Below are 16,296 nucleotides of genomic sequence, written 5' to 3'. Positions count from 1 at the left end.
CGGTGTCGACGTCCATTCGGGGCGCGCTCGTCGGTGTCCGGCGCGAGCTCGTGGTCCTGGCGGCCGTCGTCGTCGTGCTCGTCGCGCTGGTGCTCGTCGGACTCGGTGTCGGTTCGATCCCGCTCACCCCGGCGCAGGTGGCCGGCGCGCTGTTCGGTCAGGGCGACCGCATCTCGGACTTCGTCATCGGGCAGCTGCGCGGTCCGCGGGTGCTCGGTGCGGTGCTGGTCGGCGCGAGCCTGGGAGTCGCCGGCGCCATCGTGCAGAGCGTGGTCCGCAACCCGATCGCGAGCCCGGACGTCATCGGCATCACCTCGGGTGCCAGTGCGGCGGGTCTCACCGCGATCGTGCTGTTCGGGGCCTCCGGCGGCACCCTGTTCTCGGTCGTGCTGGTCGGCGCGGTCGTCGTCTCGGTCGTGATCGCCGGTCTGGCCTGGCGCCGGGGGATCACCGGCAACCGGGTCGTGCTCGTCGGGATCGGCGTCGCGGCGATCTGCTTGAGCATCACGGGGTGGATGCTCACCAGCGGTACCGTCACCCAGGCCGGCACCGCGCTGCTCTGGCTGTCCGGGAGCCTGAACGCCGTCGACCGGAACCTGGTCGGGGTGCTCGCTGTCGCGTTCGTCGTGTTGTTCCTGCTCGCCCTGCTGCAGTCGTCGCGCCTGACCGTCCTGACGCTCGGCGACGAGGTCGCGGCGGCCCTCGGGCTCCGGCCGGACCGCGCGAAGGTGCTGCTGCTCCTCACCGCGGTGTGCCTGACCGCCGCCGCGGTGGCCACGGCGGGGCCGGTGTCGTTCGTCGCGCTGATGGCGGCGCCGATCGCCCGTCGCCTCGTCGGGGGCGGCCGCGTCGCCCTCGGGCCGGCCGCCGCGGTGGGGGCGGCGATCACGCTCGGCAGCGACCTCATCGCCCAGTTCGCGATCCCCGGCAACGCCCTGCCCGTCGGTGTCGTCACGGGCGTCGTCGGCGCCCCGTACCTGCTCTGGTTGCTCGCGCGCGGTCGCTGAACCCGGACCGCGCGTTCGCGCACCGCGGACGATCGTCCACAGGCCCAGTTCGGGGCTGCCGCTGGAGCCCTCCTTTCCGATACGCTGGTGGGCCAAGAGGAGGAGGTCCACCGATGCCAGATCCAGTGGTCCCGCAGCCCGACGGTCAGAAGACCCCGGAGCAGCGGCTGGTCGACACCACGCTGACCTTCAGCATGGACATGGGCGCGGCGCTCACCGCCGAGTCCGGTGTCTCAGCCGAAGAGCGCGAGGCGGTCAACGCCCTACCGTCCGGATCGGCGCTGCTCGTCGTGCGCCGCGGTCCGAACGTGGGTGCGCGGTTCCTCCTCGACTCCGACGTCACGACGGCCGGTCGACACCCCGACGCCGACATCTTCCTCGACGACGTCACGGTGTCCCGCAAGCACGCGCAGTTCCTGCGGCAGGGCACGGCCTTCACGGTCAAGGACAACGGCTCGCTGAACGGCACGTACTTCGACGGTGCACGCATCGACGAAGCGCCGCTCACCGACGGGGCCGAGGTCCAGGTCGGCAAGTTCCGTCTGACGTTCTACGCGTCCCGGGTCGACCTGGCGCGCCTGGCGAACGCGTAGTGGCCGCACGGTCCGCTGCGGCCCGGGCGGGGTCAGCGGCACCGGACCTGCTCACGATCGGGCAGGTCCTCGCTCGCCTCAAGCCCGAGTTCGCGGACCTGTCGAGTTCCAAGCTGCGCTTCCTCGAAGAGCGTGAGCTCGTCACGCCGATCCGCACGGCCAGCGGGTACCGCAAGTTCTCGGCGGCCGACGTCGACCGCCTCCGGGTGATCCTCGGCCTGCAGCGCGACCACTACCTGCCGCTCAAGGTCATCAAGGACTACCTCGCCGACCTCGACGCGGGGCGCGAACCGGTCCTGCCCGGTGGTGGGGACGCCCCTCGCCCCTCGATCCTCGGGCGCGAACGTCGGTACACCCGCGACGAGACCGCGCGCGCGGCCGGAGCGTCCCCGATGCTCCTGGCGGACGCGGTCTCCGCCTCGTTGCTCCCCGCCACCGAGACCTACGGCGAGGACAGCGTGTCCGTCCTCAAGGCACTCGTCGAGCTGCAGCGGACGGGCATCGAGCCGCGCCACCTGCGCACGCTCCGCAGCACCGCCGAGCGCGAGGTCGGGCTCATCGAATCCGCGCTCATGCCCGTGTCCCGCCGGGGCGACGCCACGTCGCGGGCGAAGGCCACCGAACTGGCACGCGAGATCGCCGTCCAGCTCGAGGTCATCCGCTCGAGCCTCATCCGCGCGGCGATCGGTCGTCTCGACGCATGATGCGTTCCGGTGCTCCGCGGGGGCTTGTGCGTCAGTGGGTGGGGCGTATCCTCGACACGCCGGACGCGCCGAGTCGGATGTCCCGCGCGGGAGCGGTCGGAGTCGCTACCGTTGACCTCGGAACAACTCTCAACCCGTCGTTGAACCTTCGGGTGGGAGCTCGATCGTCGTGGAAGGCAAGCGCATGAGTGGGAACGACACCCCAGGCACCGAGTCGGACACGACGCGGTACGACCTCGGGCTGCTCTTCACCGACGGCCTCCCCGAACACGACGAGCAGAACGGGTACCGCGGCACCGTCGCCGCTCGTGCAGCCGGCATCTCGTACCGTCAGCTCGACTACTGGGCCCGCACCGAACTCGTGCAGCCCACCATCCGCGGTGCTGCCGGCTCCGGGTCGCAGCGTCTCTACGGGTTCCGCGACATCCTCGTGCTCAAGCTCGTGAAGCGCTTGCTCGACACCGGCATCTCGTTGCAGCAGATCCGGACCGCCGTGAACCAGCTCCGCGAGTCGGGCGTGTCCGACCTCGCCCAGACGACCCTGATGTCCGACGGCGCCTCGGTGTACCTGTGCACCTCGGACGACGAGGTCATCGACCTGGTGTCCCGCGGCCAGGGTGTCTTCGGCATCGCGGTCGGCAAGGTCCTGCGCGAGGTCGAGACCTCCCTGGTCGAGCTCGACGCCACCGCGGCGGCCGACCCCTCCGACGAGCTCGCCGCTCGTCGCGCTTCCCGCGCGTCCTGACCCTGGGTCCGCGCCCGCCCTGACGCCTGCCCCCGAGGTTCCGAAATCTCGGATCCTCGGCGCGCTCGGGGCTCGGGAGTGGAACCTCGGCGAACCTGAGCGGCGTGTCCTGGAACCTCGCGCCTGCGAGCGACCGACCGCGTGACGTCAGCAGACGCACCACTCGGGCGCGCCACTCGGACGGGAGCCCCGACCGTGCGCCCTCGAGGTTCCGAGATCTCGGAACCTCGGCGCGCTCGGGGCTCGGGAGTGGAACCTCGGCGGACCTGAGCGGCGAGTCCTGGAACCTCGGCGAACCTGAGCGGCGAGTCCTGGAACCTCGGCGGACCTGAGCGGCGAGTCCTGGGACCTCGGCGAACGCGAGCGGCGCGTCGCAACCCGGCACGGGACGGCCCCGACGCGAACGACCTACCGCCTACGCGCCGGCCGCACCCGCACCGTCGGCGTACGGCCCGATCTTGCCGGTGCGCATGATGCGCTCGAGCAGCTGGTCGAAGTTGCGCGCCATCTCCTGCGCGGACTCGCCAGGCCAGACGTGCAGGGGCTTCGCGGCACCCTGCGCCTGCTGCAGCGAGGTGCGCTCGGGGAGCTGCGGGGAGAGCACGAGCGGGCCGAACATGTCGCGGAGCTCCTTGATGCGGAACTGGTGCTCGAGCGACTGCACGCGGGCGCGGTTCACGATGATGCCGAGCGGCTGCAGGCGGGGGGAGAGACCGCGGCGGATCTCCTCGATGGCCCGGAGCGCACGGTCGGCGGCGGCGACGGAGAACAGGCCGGGCTCGGTGACGACGGTGACGCGGTCGGACGCTGCCCACGCGGTGCGGGTGAGGGCGTTCAGCGACGGCGCGCAGTCGATGAGGACGAGCTCGTAGTCCTGCTCGACGTTGGCCAGCGCCTCTTCGAGCTTCCAGATGTCGCGGATCGACGGGTGCGGCCCGTCGAAGTTGATCGCGGAGGGTGACCCGACCATCACGTCGATCTTGCCCTGCGATCCCTTCGTCCAGCCCGAGGGGGCGATCGCCTGGCGGACGATCTTCTCCTTCGGGTTCTCGAGGACGTCGGCCACGTTGAGGTGTCCGGCGAGGTTGATGTCGAGGCCCGTGGAGACGTCGGACTGCGGGTCGAGATCCACCACCAGCGTGCGCAGTCCCTTGGCGAAGGCGGCCGAAGTCAGGCCGAGCGTCACCGTCGTCTTGCCGACACCACCCTTGAGGGAGCTCACGCTGAGTACATGCACGATCAGCAACGTTACCGCCACTAGGGTTGTCTCACCTCAACCCGGGCTGAAAGGGACGTCGTGTTCAGCAAGATCCTCGTGGCGAACCGTGGTGAGATCGCCATCCGTGCGTTCCGTGCCGCGTACGAACTGGGGGCGCGCACCGTCGCCGTCTACCCGTACGAAGACCGGAACTCCCTGCACCGTCTGAAGGCCGACGAGGCCTACCTGATCGGTGAGCGGGGCCACCCGGTCCGGGCGTACCTGGACGTCTCCGAGATCATCCGCGTGGCGCGCGAGTCGGGTGCCGACGCGATCTACCCGGGGTACGGATTCCTGTCCGAGAACCCGGAGCTCGCCGCCGCGGCCGCCGCAGCGGGGATCACGTTCATCGGCCCGGGCGAGCACGTGCTCGAGATGGCCGGCAACAAGGTGACCGCGAAGGAGCACGCGATCGCGGCCGGTGTCCCGGTGCTCGCGAGCACCCCGGCGAGTCGTGACATCGAGGAGCTCCTCGCCGGTGCCGACGCCATCGGGTTCCCGGTGTTCGCCAAGGCCGTCGCCGGTGGTGGTGGTCGCGGCATGCGCCGGGTCGAGACGAAGCCCGAGCTCCGTGCTGCGCTCGAAGCGGCGATGCGCGAGGCCGACAGTGCGTTCGGCGACCCGACGATGTTCCTCGAGCAGGCGGTGATCCGGCCCCGGCACATCGAGGTGCAGATCCTCGCCGACGCGACGGGCACCGAGGCGGGCACGATCCACCTGTTCGAGCGGGACTGCTCCGTGCAGCGTCGCAACCAGAAGGTCGTCGAGATCGCTCCGGCGCCGAACCTCGACCCCGCGGTCGCGCGGGCGCTGCACCGTGACGCCGTGGCCTTCGCCCGGTCGATCGGGTACGTCAACGCCGGCACCGTCGAGTTCCTGCTGGACACCGAAGGCGAGCGCGAGGGACAGCACGTCTTCATCGAGATGAACCCGCGCATCCAGGTCGAGCACACCGTCACCGAAGAGGTGACCGACGTCGACCTCGTGCAGTCGCAGATGCGGATCGCCTCGGGCGAGTCGCTCGCCGACCTCGGCCTGTCGCAGGACACGGTCGCCGTGCACGGGGCCGCGCTGCAGACCCGCATCACCACGGAGGACCCGACGCAGGGCTTCCGCCCGGACACCGGCCGCATCACCACCTACCGCAGCCCCGGCGGCGCCGGCGTGCGCCTGGACGGCGGCACGGTCGCCACCGGTGCGCAGATCAGCCCGCACTTCGACTCGATGCTCGCCAAGATGACGTGCCGCGGACGCGACTTCCCGACCGCGGTCGCCCGTGCGAAGCGCGCCCTTGCCGAGTTCCGGATCCGCGGCGTCAGCACGAACATCCCCTTCCTGCAGGCCGTGCTCGAGGACCCGGACTTCGCCCGGGGCGACGTCTCGACGAAGTTCATCGAGGAGCGCCCGCAGCTGTTCAGCGGCCACGTGTCGAAGGACCGCGGCACCAAGGTCCTGAACTGGCTGGCCGACGTCACGGTGAACAAGCCGAACGGCGAGCGGTCGCCGCTGGTCACCGAACCGAGCGCGAAGCTCCCCGCCCTCGACCTCAGCGCCCCGGTGCCCGAGGGCCAGCGCGACCTGCTGCTGGCGAGCGGCCCTGCCGAGTGGGCGAGGGCACTCCGCGCCCAGACCCGGCTCGCGGTGACGGAGACGACGATGCGCGACGCACACCAGTCGCTGCTCGCGACGCGCGTCCGCACGAAGGACCTCGTCGCGGTCGCGCCGTACGTCGCGCGGCTCACGCCGCAGCTGCTCAGCGTCGAGGCCTGGGGCGGGGCGACGTACGACGTCGCCCTCCGGTTCCTCGGTGAGGACCCGTGGGAGCGGCTGGCCTCGCTGCGCGAGGCGATGCCGAACATCCCGATCCAGATGCTATTGCGCGGCCGCAACACGGTCGGCTACACCCCGTACCCGACCGAGGTGACGGACGCCTTCGTCGCCGAGGCCGCCGCCACGGGCGTCGACGTCTTCCGCGTGTTCGACGCGCTCAACGACGTCAGCCAGTTGCGACCGGCCCTGGAGGCGGTGCTCGCGACCGGCACGGCCGTCGCCGAAGCGGCGCTCTGCTACACCGCCGACCTCCTCGATCCTGCCGAGGATCTGTACACGTTGGACTACTACCTGCGCCTCGCGGAGCAGATGGTCGAGGCCGGCGCACACGTCATCGGGATCAAGGACATGGCCGGCCTGCTCCGCGCCGGCGCCGCCGAGAAGCTCGTCGGCGCGCTGCGCGAGCGCTTCGACCAGCCGGTGCACGTGCACACGCACGACACCGCCGGCGGCCAGCTCGCGACACTCCTCGCCGCCGCTCGGGCCGGCGCGGACGCGGTGGACGTCGCCTCGGCGCCGATGGCCGGTACGACCAGTCAGCCGAGCATGTCCGCCCTGGTCGCCGCCCTGGCGCACACCGAGCGCGACACCGGCCTGTCCCTCGACGCGGTCGGCGACCTCGAGCCGTACTGGGAGGCGGTCCGTCGGGCCTACGCCCCGTTCGAGTCCGGGCTGCCCGGGCCGACGGGTCGTGTCTACAAGCACGAGATCCCCGGCGGTCAGTTGTCGAACCTCCGCCAGCAGGCGATCGCGCTCGGCCTGGGCGACCGGTTCGAGCAGGTCGAGGACTGGTACGCCGAGGCGAACCGGATCCTCGGGCGCCCGACCAAGGTGACACCGTCGTCGAAGGTGGTCGGTGACCTCGCGCTGCAGCTCGCCGCGGTGGACGCCGACCCCGCCGACTTCGAGCAGAACCCGGACAAGTACGACATCCCGGACTCCGTGGTCGGGTTCATGGCCGGCGAGCTCGGCGATCTGCCCGGTGGGTGGCCGGAGCCGTTCCGGACGAAGGTCCTGGCGGGCCGCGACGTCCGCCTCGAGATCACGCCGGTGCCGGACGCCGAGCGCGCGCACCTCGACACCCCGGGGCCCGAGCGTCAGCAGGCGCTGAACCGACTGCTGTTCCCGCAGCCCACGGCGCAGTTCGAGCGCGTCCGCGACCAGTACGGCGACCTGTCCGTGGTGCCGACCGTCGACTACCTGTACGGGCTCCGCCCCGGGCAGGAGCACGTCGTGCCGCTCGGCAAGGGCGTCAACCTGTTCGTGGGGCTCGAGGCGATCGGCGAGGTCGACGACAAGGGCATCCGCACGGTCATGGCGACGATGAACGGGCAGCTCCGCCCGGTCTCGGTCCGTGATCGGTCGGTCGAGGTCGAGACGAAGGTCGCCGAGCAGGCCGACAAGTCCGACCCGAAGCACGTCGCTGCACCGTTCTCCGGTGTCGTGACGCTCAAGGTCGCCGTCGGTGACGTCGTCGAGGCCGGAGCGGCCGTGGCGAGCATCGAGGCGATGAAGATGGAAGCGGCCATCACGGCGCCCGTGGCGGGTACCGTCGGCCGTCTCGCGATCCCGGTGACCCAGCAGGTGGACGCCGGCGACCTCCTGGTGGTGCTGCAGTAAATTGACCGTCCGTCCCATCCGCCTGTTCGGCGACCCCGTCCTCCGTTCGCCCGCCGACCCGATCGCTCCGGCCGTACTCGGGTCGAGCGGGGTCCGCGACCTCGTGCAGGACCTGATCGACACCGTCAAGGAGCCCGGCCGCGCCGGCGTTGCCGCGCCGCAGATCGGCGTGGCCTTGCGCGCCTTCTCTTACAACGTCGACGGCGAGGTCGGCTACGTCCTGAACCCCGAGATCGTCGAGGTCTCGGGGGAGCCGGAACTCATGGAGGAGGGGTGTCTGTCCGTCCCCGGCCTCGGCTACCCGACGAGACGACACCCCTACGCCAAGGTCCGCGGCGTCGACGTCGACGGCGCCGAGGTGGTGCTCGAGGGCACCGGGCTGATGGCCGAGGCGCTGCAGCACGAGGTCGACCACCTCGACGGCACCGTCTACGTCATGACGCTCGATCCCGAGGTGCGGCGGCAGGCGCTGCGGGACATCCGGGCGCAGGAGTGGTTCCACTGATCGGGTGGCGCTGAGCACCTGCTCATGACACCCCCACGGGGGATTGTCGCTTTGTCCTGACGAAGCGGTACCGTATCGGCGTCGGCCTCCCACCGACGACCATCCCATCCCCCCAGGACTCCCGCATGACCAGTCAGACTGACGAGCTCAGCTCCCACCGCACCCGCACCAACCGTCGTCCGGCCGACACCACCGTCGCCACCGGTGCGACCGCCGTCCTCGACGCCCCTGCGACGGAGCAGTCGCCGGAGGCCTGAGCCCCCTGCACCCCGCGCGCACCTGGCGGAATCGGGCGTACCTGGTCAGAAGAAACGACCTGGTACGCCCGAAACGCCCCGATACGCCGAGACGATGGGGCGCTACGCGCGGCGCCCGCGACGCTCCTCGATGACGGGCGTCGCGGTCGTCTGCACCTTCGACCCCGAGTAGATGTGGTCGATGTCCGCCGCGAAGTCGCGGAGGATGACCGACCGCTTGATCGTGAGCTTGGGCGTCAGGTGTCCGGAGCCCTCGGACAGCTCGGTGTCCAGGATCGTGAACGACCGGACCGACTCGGCGCGTGAGACCCGGCCGTTCGCGGTGTCGATGGCCTCCTGCACGGCGCTGAGCACGCGTTCGTCGTACGCGGCCTCGTGCGCGGAGAGCGCCGGGGTGATCCCGCGGCTCTCGCACCACCCCGGGAGCATCTCGCGGTCGAGCGTGACGAGGGCGGCGACGAAGGGCTTGCCCTCGCCGACGACCACGACCTGTCCGATGAGCGGGTGTTCGCGGATGCCGTCCTCGAGCGGCGCGGGGGCGACGTTCTTGCCGCTGGCGGTGACGATGAGCTCCTTGGCGCGGCCGGTGACCGTCAGGATCCCGTCGGCGTCGAGCCGCCCGAGGTCGCCCGTGCGGAACCAGCCGTCGTCGGTGAAGGCGTGCTCCGTGGCCTCGTCGTTCCGCCAGTAGCGGTCGAACACGTCGACCCCGCGGATCAGGATCTCCTGGTCGTCGGCGATCCGGATCTCGACACCGGGCAGCGCGCGGCCGACCGTGCCGATGCGGAGCTCTCCAGCGCGGTTCACGGTCGCGGGGGCCGTCGTCTCGGTGAGCCCGTAGCCCTCGAGGATGAGCACGCCGATCGACCGGAAGAAGTGCGACAGCCGCGGTGAGAGCGGCGCCGAACCACTGACCGCGTACTCGGTCCGACCGCCGAGGGCGTTCCGGAGCTTCGCGTAGACCAGCTTGTCGAAGAGCTTGAACTTCAGGCCGAGCAGGAGCGGCACCCGCCCGGCGGCCAGCGCTTCGGAGTGCGCGACCGCCGTGTCCGCCGCGGCCCGGAAGATCTTCCCCTTGCCGCCGAGGTCGGCCTTCTGCTCGGACGCGTTGTAGATCTTCTCGAAGACCCGGGGGACGGCCAGCAGGAACGACGGCTTGAAGGACGACACCGCCTGCATGAGGTCCTTCGTGTCCGGCTCGTGGCCGACCAGGACACCGGCCGACACCGACATCGCCGCGATGAACCGGGCGAACACGTGGGCCATCGGGATGAAGAGCAGGGTCGAGGCGCCGTCCGCGACGACCTCGGGCATCGCGACGCTGGCGTTCTCGACCGTCGCGGTGAAGTTGTCGTGCCGCAGGACGCACCCCTTCGGGCGTCCGGTCGACCCGGAGGTGTAGATGATCGTCGCGTCGTCGTGGCCGTGCACGGTCGCCGTCCGGGCGTCGAGTTCGTCGTCGGTGACGTCCTCGCCGAGCCGGGTCAGGTCGTCGAGCCCACCGCCGTCGATCGTCCAGTGCTGCCCGAGGTGCGGCAGGTCCGGCGCGATCGAGGCGACCCGACGCGCGTGCTCCTCCTGCTCGACGACGATCGCGACGGCCTCGGAGTCGGAGAGGATCCACCGGACCTGGTCGGGAGAACTCGTCTCGTAGACGGGGACGGAGACCAGGCCCGCGGTCCACACCGCGAAGTCGACGAGGGTCCACTCGAGGCGGGTGCGGGACAGGATGGCGACGTGGGCCCCGGGCTCGAGGCCGGCGGCGACGAAGCCCTTCGCGATGCCGCGGACCCGCTCCAGGACCTCGCCGGCGGTGATCGTCGTCCACGTGTCACCGTGGCGCTGGGCCAGGATCGGACGCGACGGCGTCAGTCGGGCGCGGTCGCCGAGCAGCCGCGCTGCGGAGCCGTGGTCAGGAGCGACGGGGCCGCTGGTCGGACGCGATGCGTGCCTCCCGGTCGACGCCTCGGTGCCGGGTACGGGTCGCTGATCGTTCACGGTGACTCCCTTGTCTGCCGGTTCGATTCGAGGGCGCCTCATCCTGCGAGGCGTCACAGCCAGCATAGGGCGCGTGACCGGGCGTTCCGTGAGTTCGCGGTGAACCGGTAGGCTCGTTGCTCGTGCACGCCATCGGAATCGACATCGGGGGCACCAAGATCGCGGGAGCGGTCGTGACGGAACTCGGCGAGATCATCGCCGAGGACCGCGTGGCCACCAACGCTGCGGACCCGAACGCCATGCTCGACGACGTCGTCTCGATGGTCGAGCGACTCAGTTCGGGACACGAGGTCGGCGCCGTGGGCGTCGCAGCTCCCGGGTTCATCGACGCCTCGCAGTCGATCGTCTACTACACGCCGAACATCCGGTGGCGGAACGAGCCGCTGCGCCAGAAGCTGCAGCAGCGCCTCGGCGACCTGCACATCACGGTCGACAACGACGCCAACGCCGCCGGCTGGGCCGAGTTCCGCTTCGGCGCCGGCCGCCTCGTCTCCGACATGACCATGCTCACCATCGGCACCGGCGTCGGCGGCGCCATCGTGACCGAGGACCGCCTGTTCCGCGGCGGTTTCGGCACCGGTGGCGAGATCGGGCACCTGCGCATCGTGCCGAACGGTCTGCCCTGCGGCTGCGGTGCCCGTGGCTGCATCGAGCAGTACGGTTCCGGCCGTGCCCTGCAGCGGATGGCGAACGACGTCGCCGACGCCGGCGGCATCGGCTCGGCCCTGGCCGACGCGCGCGAAGCCAACGGCGGCGAGCTCGACGGTCACATCGTGGGCGACCTGATCCTGGCCGACGACCCGGGTGCCCTCGCGGCCCTCCGCCGTCTCGGCCGGCACCTCGGTGAAGCCTGCGCCTCACTGTCGGCGGTGCTCGACCCGCAGCTCTTCGTGTTCGGCGGCGGTGTCGCCAGCGCGGGGGACCGGCTGCTCGACCCGATCAAGCAGGCGTACCTCAACAACCTGCCGGCGCGTGGCTACCACCCCGAGCCGGACTTCGTGATCGCCGAGCTGGTCAACGACGCCGGGGTCGTCGGTGCCGCCGACCTGGCCCGCATCCACGCCCGCACGGCGTAGGCGCATCCGCGTCCGCACCGCGTAAGGTCGCTCTGGCCCGCCCCACCACCTGGAGTCGTCGATGACCTACTGGCTGCTGAAGAACTTCCTGCTCGGCCCGCTCATCCTCACCCTGTTCCGCCCCTGGGTGGTCGGCCGCGAGCACGTCCCCGCCAACGGGCCGGTCATCTTCGCGTCGAACCACATCTCGTTCATCGACTCGGTGATCCTGCCGGCCGTGCTCGACCGGCGGCTGTCCTTCCTGGCGAAGAGCGACTACTTCACCGGGCGGGGCCTCAAGGGGTGGGCGACGAAGACGTTCTTCAACGCCATCGGCCAGCTGCCCATCGACCGCTCCGGCGGCAAGGCGTCCGAGGCGTCGCTCCGCACCGGCCTGCAGGTGCTGGCTCGCGGTGAACAGCTCGGCATCTACCCGGAGGGCACCCGCAGCCCCGACGGCAAGCTCTACCGGGGCCGGACCGGCATCGCGCGGATGATCCTCGAGGGCCGTGTCCTCGTCGTCCCCGTCGCCATGGTCGGCACGCGCGAGGTGCAGCAGATCGGGCAGCGCTTCCCGAAGATCAAGCGCGTCGGCGTCGTGTTCGGCAAGCCGCTCGACTTCTCGCGGTTCCAGGGCTTCGAGACCGACCGGTTCATCCTGCGGAGCGTCACCGACGAGGTCATGCACGAGCTCGCCGGGCTGAGCCGGCAGGAGTACGTCGACGTCTACGCCACCAGCGTCAAGGAGCGCGCGAGCTCCGCACGCGAGGCCGTCATGCGGGAACGGAAGTCGTCGCCCGCACGTTAGGCTCTGATGGTCCCGGCACCCCGCCGGGACGCCCGTTCTGCCGCCTTCCGGCGGCCAGGCGGGCCGCCCGCACAGAACACCGAGGTAACGCCCTTGCCCGAGTCGACCGACTTCGTCGCCCTGCAGGATCCGGACGTCATCGAGGGGCTCGACTATTGGCGCACGCTCCCCATCAAGCAGCAGCCGACGTGGCCCGACGCGAGCGCGGCCGAAGCCGCCTCGGCCGAGATCGCGACGCTGCCGCCCCTCGTCTTCGCGGGCGAGGTCGACAAGCTCCGCGAGCGGCTCGCCGCCGCCGCCCAGGGCAAGGCGTTCCTGCTGCAGGGCGGTGACTGCGCCGAGACGTTCGCCGGTGCGACCGCCGACTCCATCCGTGACCGGGTCAAGACGATCCTGCAGATGGCCGTCGTGCTGACCTACGGCGCCTCGATGCCCGTCATCAAGATGGGCCGCATGGCCGGGCAGTTCGCCAAGCCGCGCTCGAGCGACTTCGAGACCCGCGGCGACGTCACGCTGCCCGCCTACCGCGGCGACATCGTGAACGGCTACGACTTCACGCCCGAGAGCCGGACGGCCGACCCGCGCCGCCTGGTGCAGGGGTACCACACGGCCGCGTCGACCCTGAACCTCGTCCGCGCCTTCACGCAGGGTGGCTTCGCCGACCTGCGCCAGGTGCACTCGTGGAACAAGGGCTTCGCGTCGAACCCGGCGAACGCCCGGTACGAGCACCTCGCCAAGGAGATCGACCGCGCGATCCGCTTCATGGACGCCTGCGGTGCCGACTTCGAGGCGCTCAAGCACGTCGAGTTCTACGCGTCGCACGAGGGTCTCCTCATGGACTACGAGCGTCCGATGACCCGCATCGACTCGCGCTCGGGTCTGGCCTACGACACGTCGGGCCACTTCATCTGGATCGGGGAGCGCACGCGTGACCTCGACGGTGCCCACGTGGACTTCCTGTCGCGGGTGCGGAACCCGATCGGCGTGAAGCTCGGCCCGACCACGAGCGTCGACGACATGAAGGCCCTGGTCGACAAGCTCGACCCGAACCGCGAGCCCGGCCGCCTGACGTTCATCACGCGCATGGGGGCCGGCAAGATCCGCGACGAGCTGCCCAAGCTGCTCGAGGCGATCAAGGGCATGGACGCCAACCCGCTGTGGGTCACCGACCCGATGCACGGCAACGGCCTCACCACGCCCACCGGCTACAAGACCCGTCGGTTCGACGACGTCGTGGACGAGGTCCTCGGCTTCTTCGAGGCGCACCGGCAGGTCGGCACGTACCCGGGCGGCATGCACGTCGAGCTCACCGGTGACGACGTCACCGAGTGCCTCGGCGGCTCGGAGCACATCGACGAGGCCACCCTCGCCACCCGGTACGAGTCGCTCTGCGACCCGCGGCTGAACCACATGCAGTCGCTCGAGCTCGCGTTCCTCGTGGCCGAGGAGCTCGGCGCGCACCCGCACGTGCGCGCGTAGCGCGGAGCGGCGCGGGTCAGTCCCGCCAGAGCGACAGAACCCCGCGAACCGTTCGCGGGGTTCTGTCGCTTCCGCGTGCCGGACGGGAGGCCCGTGGCGGCTCCGCACCGCGCCTCCCGTCCGCCGTGCCGGTCGCGTCCACTGCCCGCCCCGCGAGGAGGCACCGGTGCCGGTCCGCGAAAGCGACAGTGTGCCGCCGATGTCCGGCGGCACACTGTCGCTTTCGCGGTGGCTTCGGCGAGGCACGCCGGAACGGTGTCGCTTCGGCGGACCGGACTGCCCGACCGCTACTGGTCGTAGGCGAGCGTCACCGTGTCGCCGCGGTACACCGTGGCACCGGCGCCCGGGTCGGTGCCGGTCACCGGGAGCTTCGACTTCCAGTCGTAGAACCCGCACAGGATGTTCGTGCAGTCCGGTACGGCGACGTTGAGCCCGAGGCCCTCGAGCGTCGCGGTGGCCTCGTTGATCGTCGCGCCGACGACGCCGTCCTCGGGGACGGTGATCGGTGCCGGACCCTTCGACACGACGACGTCGATCGCGGTGCCGCGCACGGCGGGGGAGTCCTGCACCTCGGCGGAGACGATCTGGCCGGAGGGGACGGTCTCGCTGTACTCCTCGGTGCGTGCGCCGAGGATCAGACCGACGTCGTCGAGTGCTGCCGACGCTTCGTCGACGGTCTTGCCGACGACGTCGGGCACGGCCCCGAGGGACACCGTGAGGGTGACCGGACCGGTCTCGCCGTAGGCCTTGACCGCGGTCAGGTCGAGCGCCTTGCCGCCCGACGCACGGCCGGTCGCCGCGATGACGGTGTCCTTCGCGGCGTCCGCGGAGAACTCGTACCGGTTGTCCTGCAGTTCGAAGTCGTCGTCGAGCGCGGCGGTGACGGTGGAGATCGGCTGCCCGACGATCGCCGGCAGCGCGATCATCCTCGGGCCGTTCGACACGACGAGCTGCACGGACGTGCCCTTCTGCACCTCGCGCTCCGCGGCCGGCTTCGTGACGGACACCTGTCCCTTCGCGACGACGGCGTCGAACCGGGTTCCGGTCTTCGACGCCGCGTGCAGGCCCTGGGCTTCGAGCAGCTGCCGGGCCTGCGAGACCGACTTGCCCGTCACTTCGGGGATGCGCACGTTGCCACCCGGCCCCGGCCCGAAGTACCAGCCGAAGCCCGCGCCGATGAGCAGGAGCACGACGAAGACCGACAGTGCGATCCAGCCGCGCTTGCGACGCTTGGCGGACAGGTCGGCCAGGCGCTGCCCCGCGGGGGACAGCACGCCGGGCTGCGCGCCGGTGCGGCGCGGGCCCGGACCGGTGTTGCGGTTGCGGGTCGCCGGGCGGCTCCGCTCGGGGGAGTCGATGATGGCCGTGGCGTCGGTCGCCGCCGCCGGTGCGTCCGCGGCAGCAGCGCGGGAACCGGCGCCGGCTGCACCGGTACCGGCCGTGGCGCCGCCGCCGGACGGCAGGATCGCCGTCGCGTTCTCGGGCCGCAGCACGGCGGTCCGGTACTGGCCCGTCGCACGCTGCTCGTTGCCGGCCATGTGGTCGAGCATCTCGCGGGCGTCGCGCGGGCGGTCCTCGGGGTCGCGGGCGGTCGACCAGGCGACGAGTTCGTCGAGCTCGGGCGGCACGCCGGACACCGCTGCGCTCGGCACGGGCACCGTGTCGTTCGCGTGCTGGTAGGCGATCTGCATCGGCTGCTCGCCCTTGTAGGGCTGTTCGCCGGTGAGCATCTCGTAGAGCATGATGCCGAGCGCGTAGATGTCGCTGCGCGAGTCGGCGGCGCCACGGGTCACGAGCTCGGGGGACAGGTACGCGATCGTGCCGAGCAGGGCGGCCCCGGTCGCGGTGTTCGCGGTCGTCGCCCGGGCCAGACCGAAGTCGCCGAGTTTGATGCGGCCGTCGTCGGCGAGCAGGACGTTCTCGGGCTTCAGGTCGCGGTGCACGATGCCGGCGCGGTGGGCCGAGGCGAGGCCGGCCAGCACCGCCCGCAGGATGTCGGTCGCCTGCTCCGGCGTCAGGGCGTGGTGCTCCTGCAGCAGGTCCCGCAGCGTGATGCCCGGGATGTACTCCATGACGATGTACGCGGTGTCGTCCTCTGCGCCCTGGTCGTAGACACCGACCAGGTTCGGGTGGGACAGCCGTGCGGCCGACCTCGCCTCTTGGATGAAGCGTTCGCGGAAGGCCTGGTCGTCGGCCAGGTGCCCGTGCATGATCTTGATCGCGACGCGTCGTTCGAGGCGGACGTCGGTCGCGAGGTACACGGTCGCCATGCCCCCGCGCGCGATGCGGGAGCGGACGCGGTACCGCTGATCGATCATGCGACCGATCATCGGATCCGTGGCGGCGTTGGTGGTCATCGGCGGCATTCTACGAATCGAGACTGCACGGGACCGCACCGGCGCACCGGTCGTGACCCAATCTCGATCTTCCGGATGAG

At 71.0% G+C, this 16,296-nt stretch carries 13 protein-coding genes; 10 read left to right on the top strand and 3 right to left on the bottom strand.

Features of this window, described 5'->3' with window-relative positions; translation table 11 throughout:
• Positions 1–2 precede the first annotated feature (2 nt).
• The 4 genes from ACVKXF_RS13220 (at position 3) to ACVKXF_RS13205 (ending at position 3,049) form a co-directional block, all read left to right on the top strand.
• Positions 3–1,007, top strand: coding sequence for a FecCD family ABC transporter permease (locus tag ACVKXF_RS13220; RefSeq protein WP_456795968.1), 1,005 nt, complete (start codon positions 3–5; stop codon positions 1,005–1,007).
• A 113-nt stretch (positions 1,008–1,120) separates the two neighbouring features.
• The gene (locus tag ACVKXF_RS13215) at positions 1,121–1,600 is read left to right on the top strand and encodes an FHA domain-containing protein (RefSeq protein WP_111085805.1); all 480 of its coding nucleotides are present in this window, start codon (positions 1,121–1,123) and stop codon (positions 1,598–1,600) included.
• A complete protein-coding gene (ftsR, locus tag ACVKXF_RS13210) occupies positions 1,600–2,304 on the top strand; it encodes a transcriptional regulator FtsR (protein WP_123312968.1) in 705 nt (234 codons plus the stop codon). Before ACVKXF_RS13215 ends, ftsR begins: the two co-directional genes overlap by 1 nt.
• Positions 2,305–2,488: 184 nt before the next feature.
• Positions 2,489–3,049: a MerR family transcriptional regulator gene (locus tag ACVKXF_RS13205; RefSeq protein WP_123312967.1), complete on the top strand. Its 561-nt coding sequence runs from the start codon at positions 2,489–2,491 to the stop codon at positions 3,047–3,049.
• Between the two features lie 415 nt (positions 3,050–3,464).
• Here ACVKXF_RS13205 and ACVKXF_RS13200 read toward each other — a convergent pair whose 3' ends face one another.
• Positions 3,465–4,286, bottom strand: coding sequence for a ParA family protein (locus ACVKXF_RS13200; protein WP_111085803.1), 822 nt, complete (start codon positions 4,284–4,286; stop codon positions 3,465–3,467).
• 60 nt (positions 4,287–4,346) lie between these two features.
• Here ACVKXF_RS13200 and ACVKXF_RS13195 point away from each other — a divergent pair, with 60 nt between their 5' ends.
• The 3 genes from ACVKXF_RS13195 to ACVKXF_RS13185 all read left to right on the top strand — a co-directional run bounded on the left by ACVKXF_RS13195 (position 4,347) and on the right by ACVKXF_RS13185 (position 8,519).
• Entirely contained in the window at positions 4,347–7,757 is a 3,411-nt protein-coding gene (locus tag ACVKXF_RS13195) for a pyruvate carboxylase (protein ID WP_456795967.1), read from the top strand.
• Position 7,758: 1 nt separating this feature from the next.
• The gene (locus ACVKXF_RS13190) at positions 7,759–8,262 is read left to right on the top strand and encodes a peptide deformylase (protein WP_340197030.1); all 504 of its coding nucleotides are present in this window, start codon (positions 7,759–7,761) and stop codon (positions 8,260–8,262) included.
• Between the two features lie 125 nt (positions 8,263–8,387).
• Positions 8,388–8,519, top strand: a complete 132-nt coding sequence (locus ACVKXF_RS13185) for a hypothetical protein (protein WP_260233057.1) — start codon at positions 8,388–8,390, stop codon at positions 8,517–8,519.
• 102 nt (positions 8,520–8,621) lie between these two features.
• Here ACVKXF_RS13185 and ACVKXF_RS13180 read toward each other — a convergent pair whose 3' ends face one another.
• Positions 8,622–10,517: an AMP-dependent synthetase/ligase gene (locus tag ACVKXF_RS13180; protein ID WP_456795966.1), complete on the bottom strand. Its 1,896-nt coding sequence runs from the start codon at positions 10,515–10,517 to the stop codon at positions 8,622–8,624.
• Positions 10,518–10,639: 122 nt separating this feature from the next.
• On the opposite strand from ACVKXF_RS13180, the gene ACVKXF_RS13175 reads away from it, so the two are divergent.
• The 3 genes from ACVKXF_RS13175 to ACVKXF_RS13165 all read left to right on the top strand — a co-directional run bounded on the left by ACVKXF_RS13175 (position 10,640) and on the right by ACVKXF_RS13165 (position 13,859).
• Entirely contained in the window at positions 10,640–11,593 is a 954-nt protein-coding gene (locus ACVKXF_RS13175; RefSeq protein WP_111085799.1) for an ROK family glucokinase, read from the top strand.
• Positions 11,594–11,654: 61 nt separating this feature from the next.
• A complete protein-coding gene (locus tag ACVKXF_RS13170) occupies positions 11,655–12,380 on the top strand; it encodes a lysophospholipid acyltransferase family protein (RefSeq protein WP_456795965.1) in 726 nt (241 codons plus the stop codon).
• A 93-nt stretch (positions 12,381–12,473) separates the two neighbouring features.
• Entirely contained in the window at positions 12,474–13,859 is a 1,386-nt protein-coding gene (locus ACVKXF_RS13165; RefSeq protein ID WP_123312963.1) for a class II 3-deoxy-7-phosphoheptulonate synthase, read from the top strand.
• Between the two features lie 287 nt (positions 13,860–14,146).
• Here the strand turns inward: ACVKXF_RS13165 and pknB are convergent, their stop codons facing one another.
• Positions 14,147–16,216 (bottom strand): Stk1 family PASTA domain-containing Ser/Thr kinase, encoded by a 2,070-nt coding sequence (gene pknB / locus ACVKXF_RS13160; protein ID WP_456795964.1) that lies wholly within the window; start codon positions 16,214–16,216, stop codon positions 14,147–14,149.
• Between the last annotated feature and the right edge of the window lie 80 nt (positions 16,217–16,296).

Source organism: Curtobacterium sp. PvP017 (genome assembly GCF_054060195.1).
Note: the sequence above shows the minus strand (reverse complement) of the source record. Positions and strands in the feature narration are given on the sequence as shown.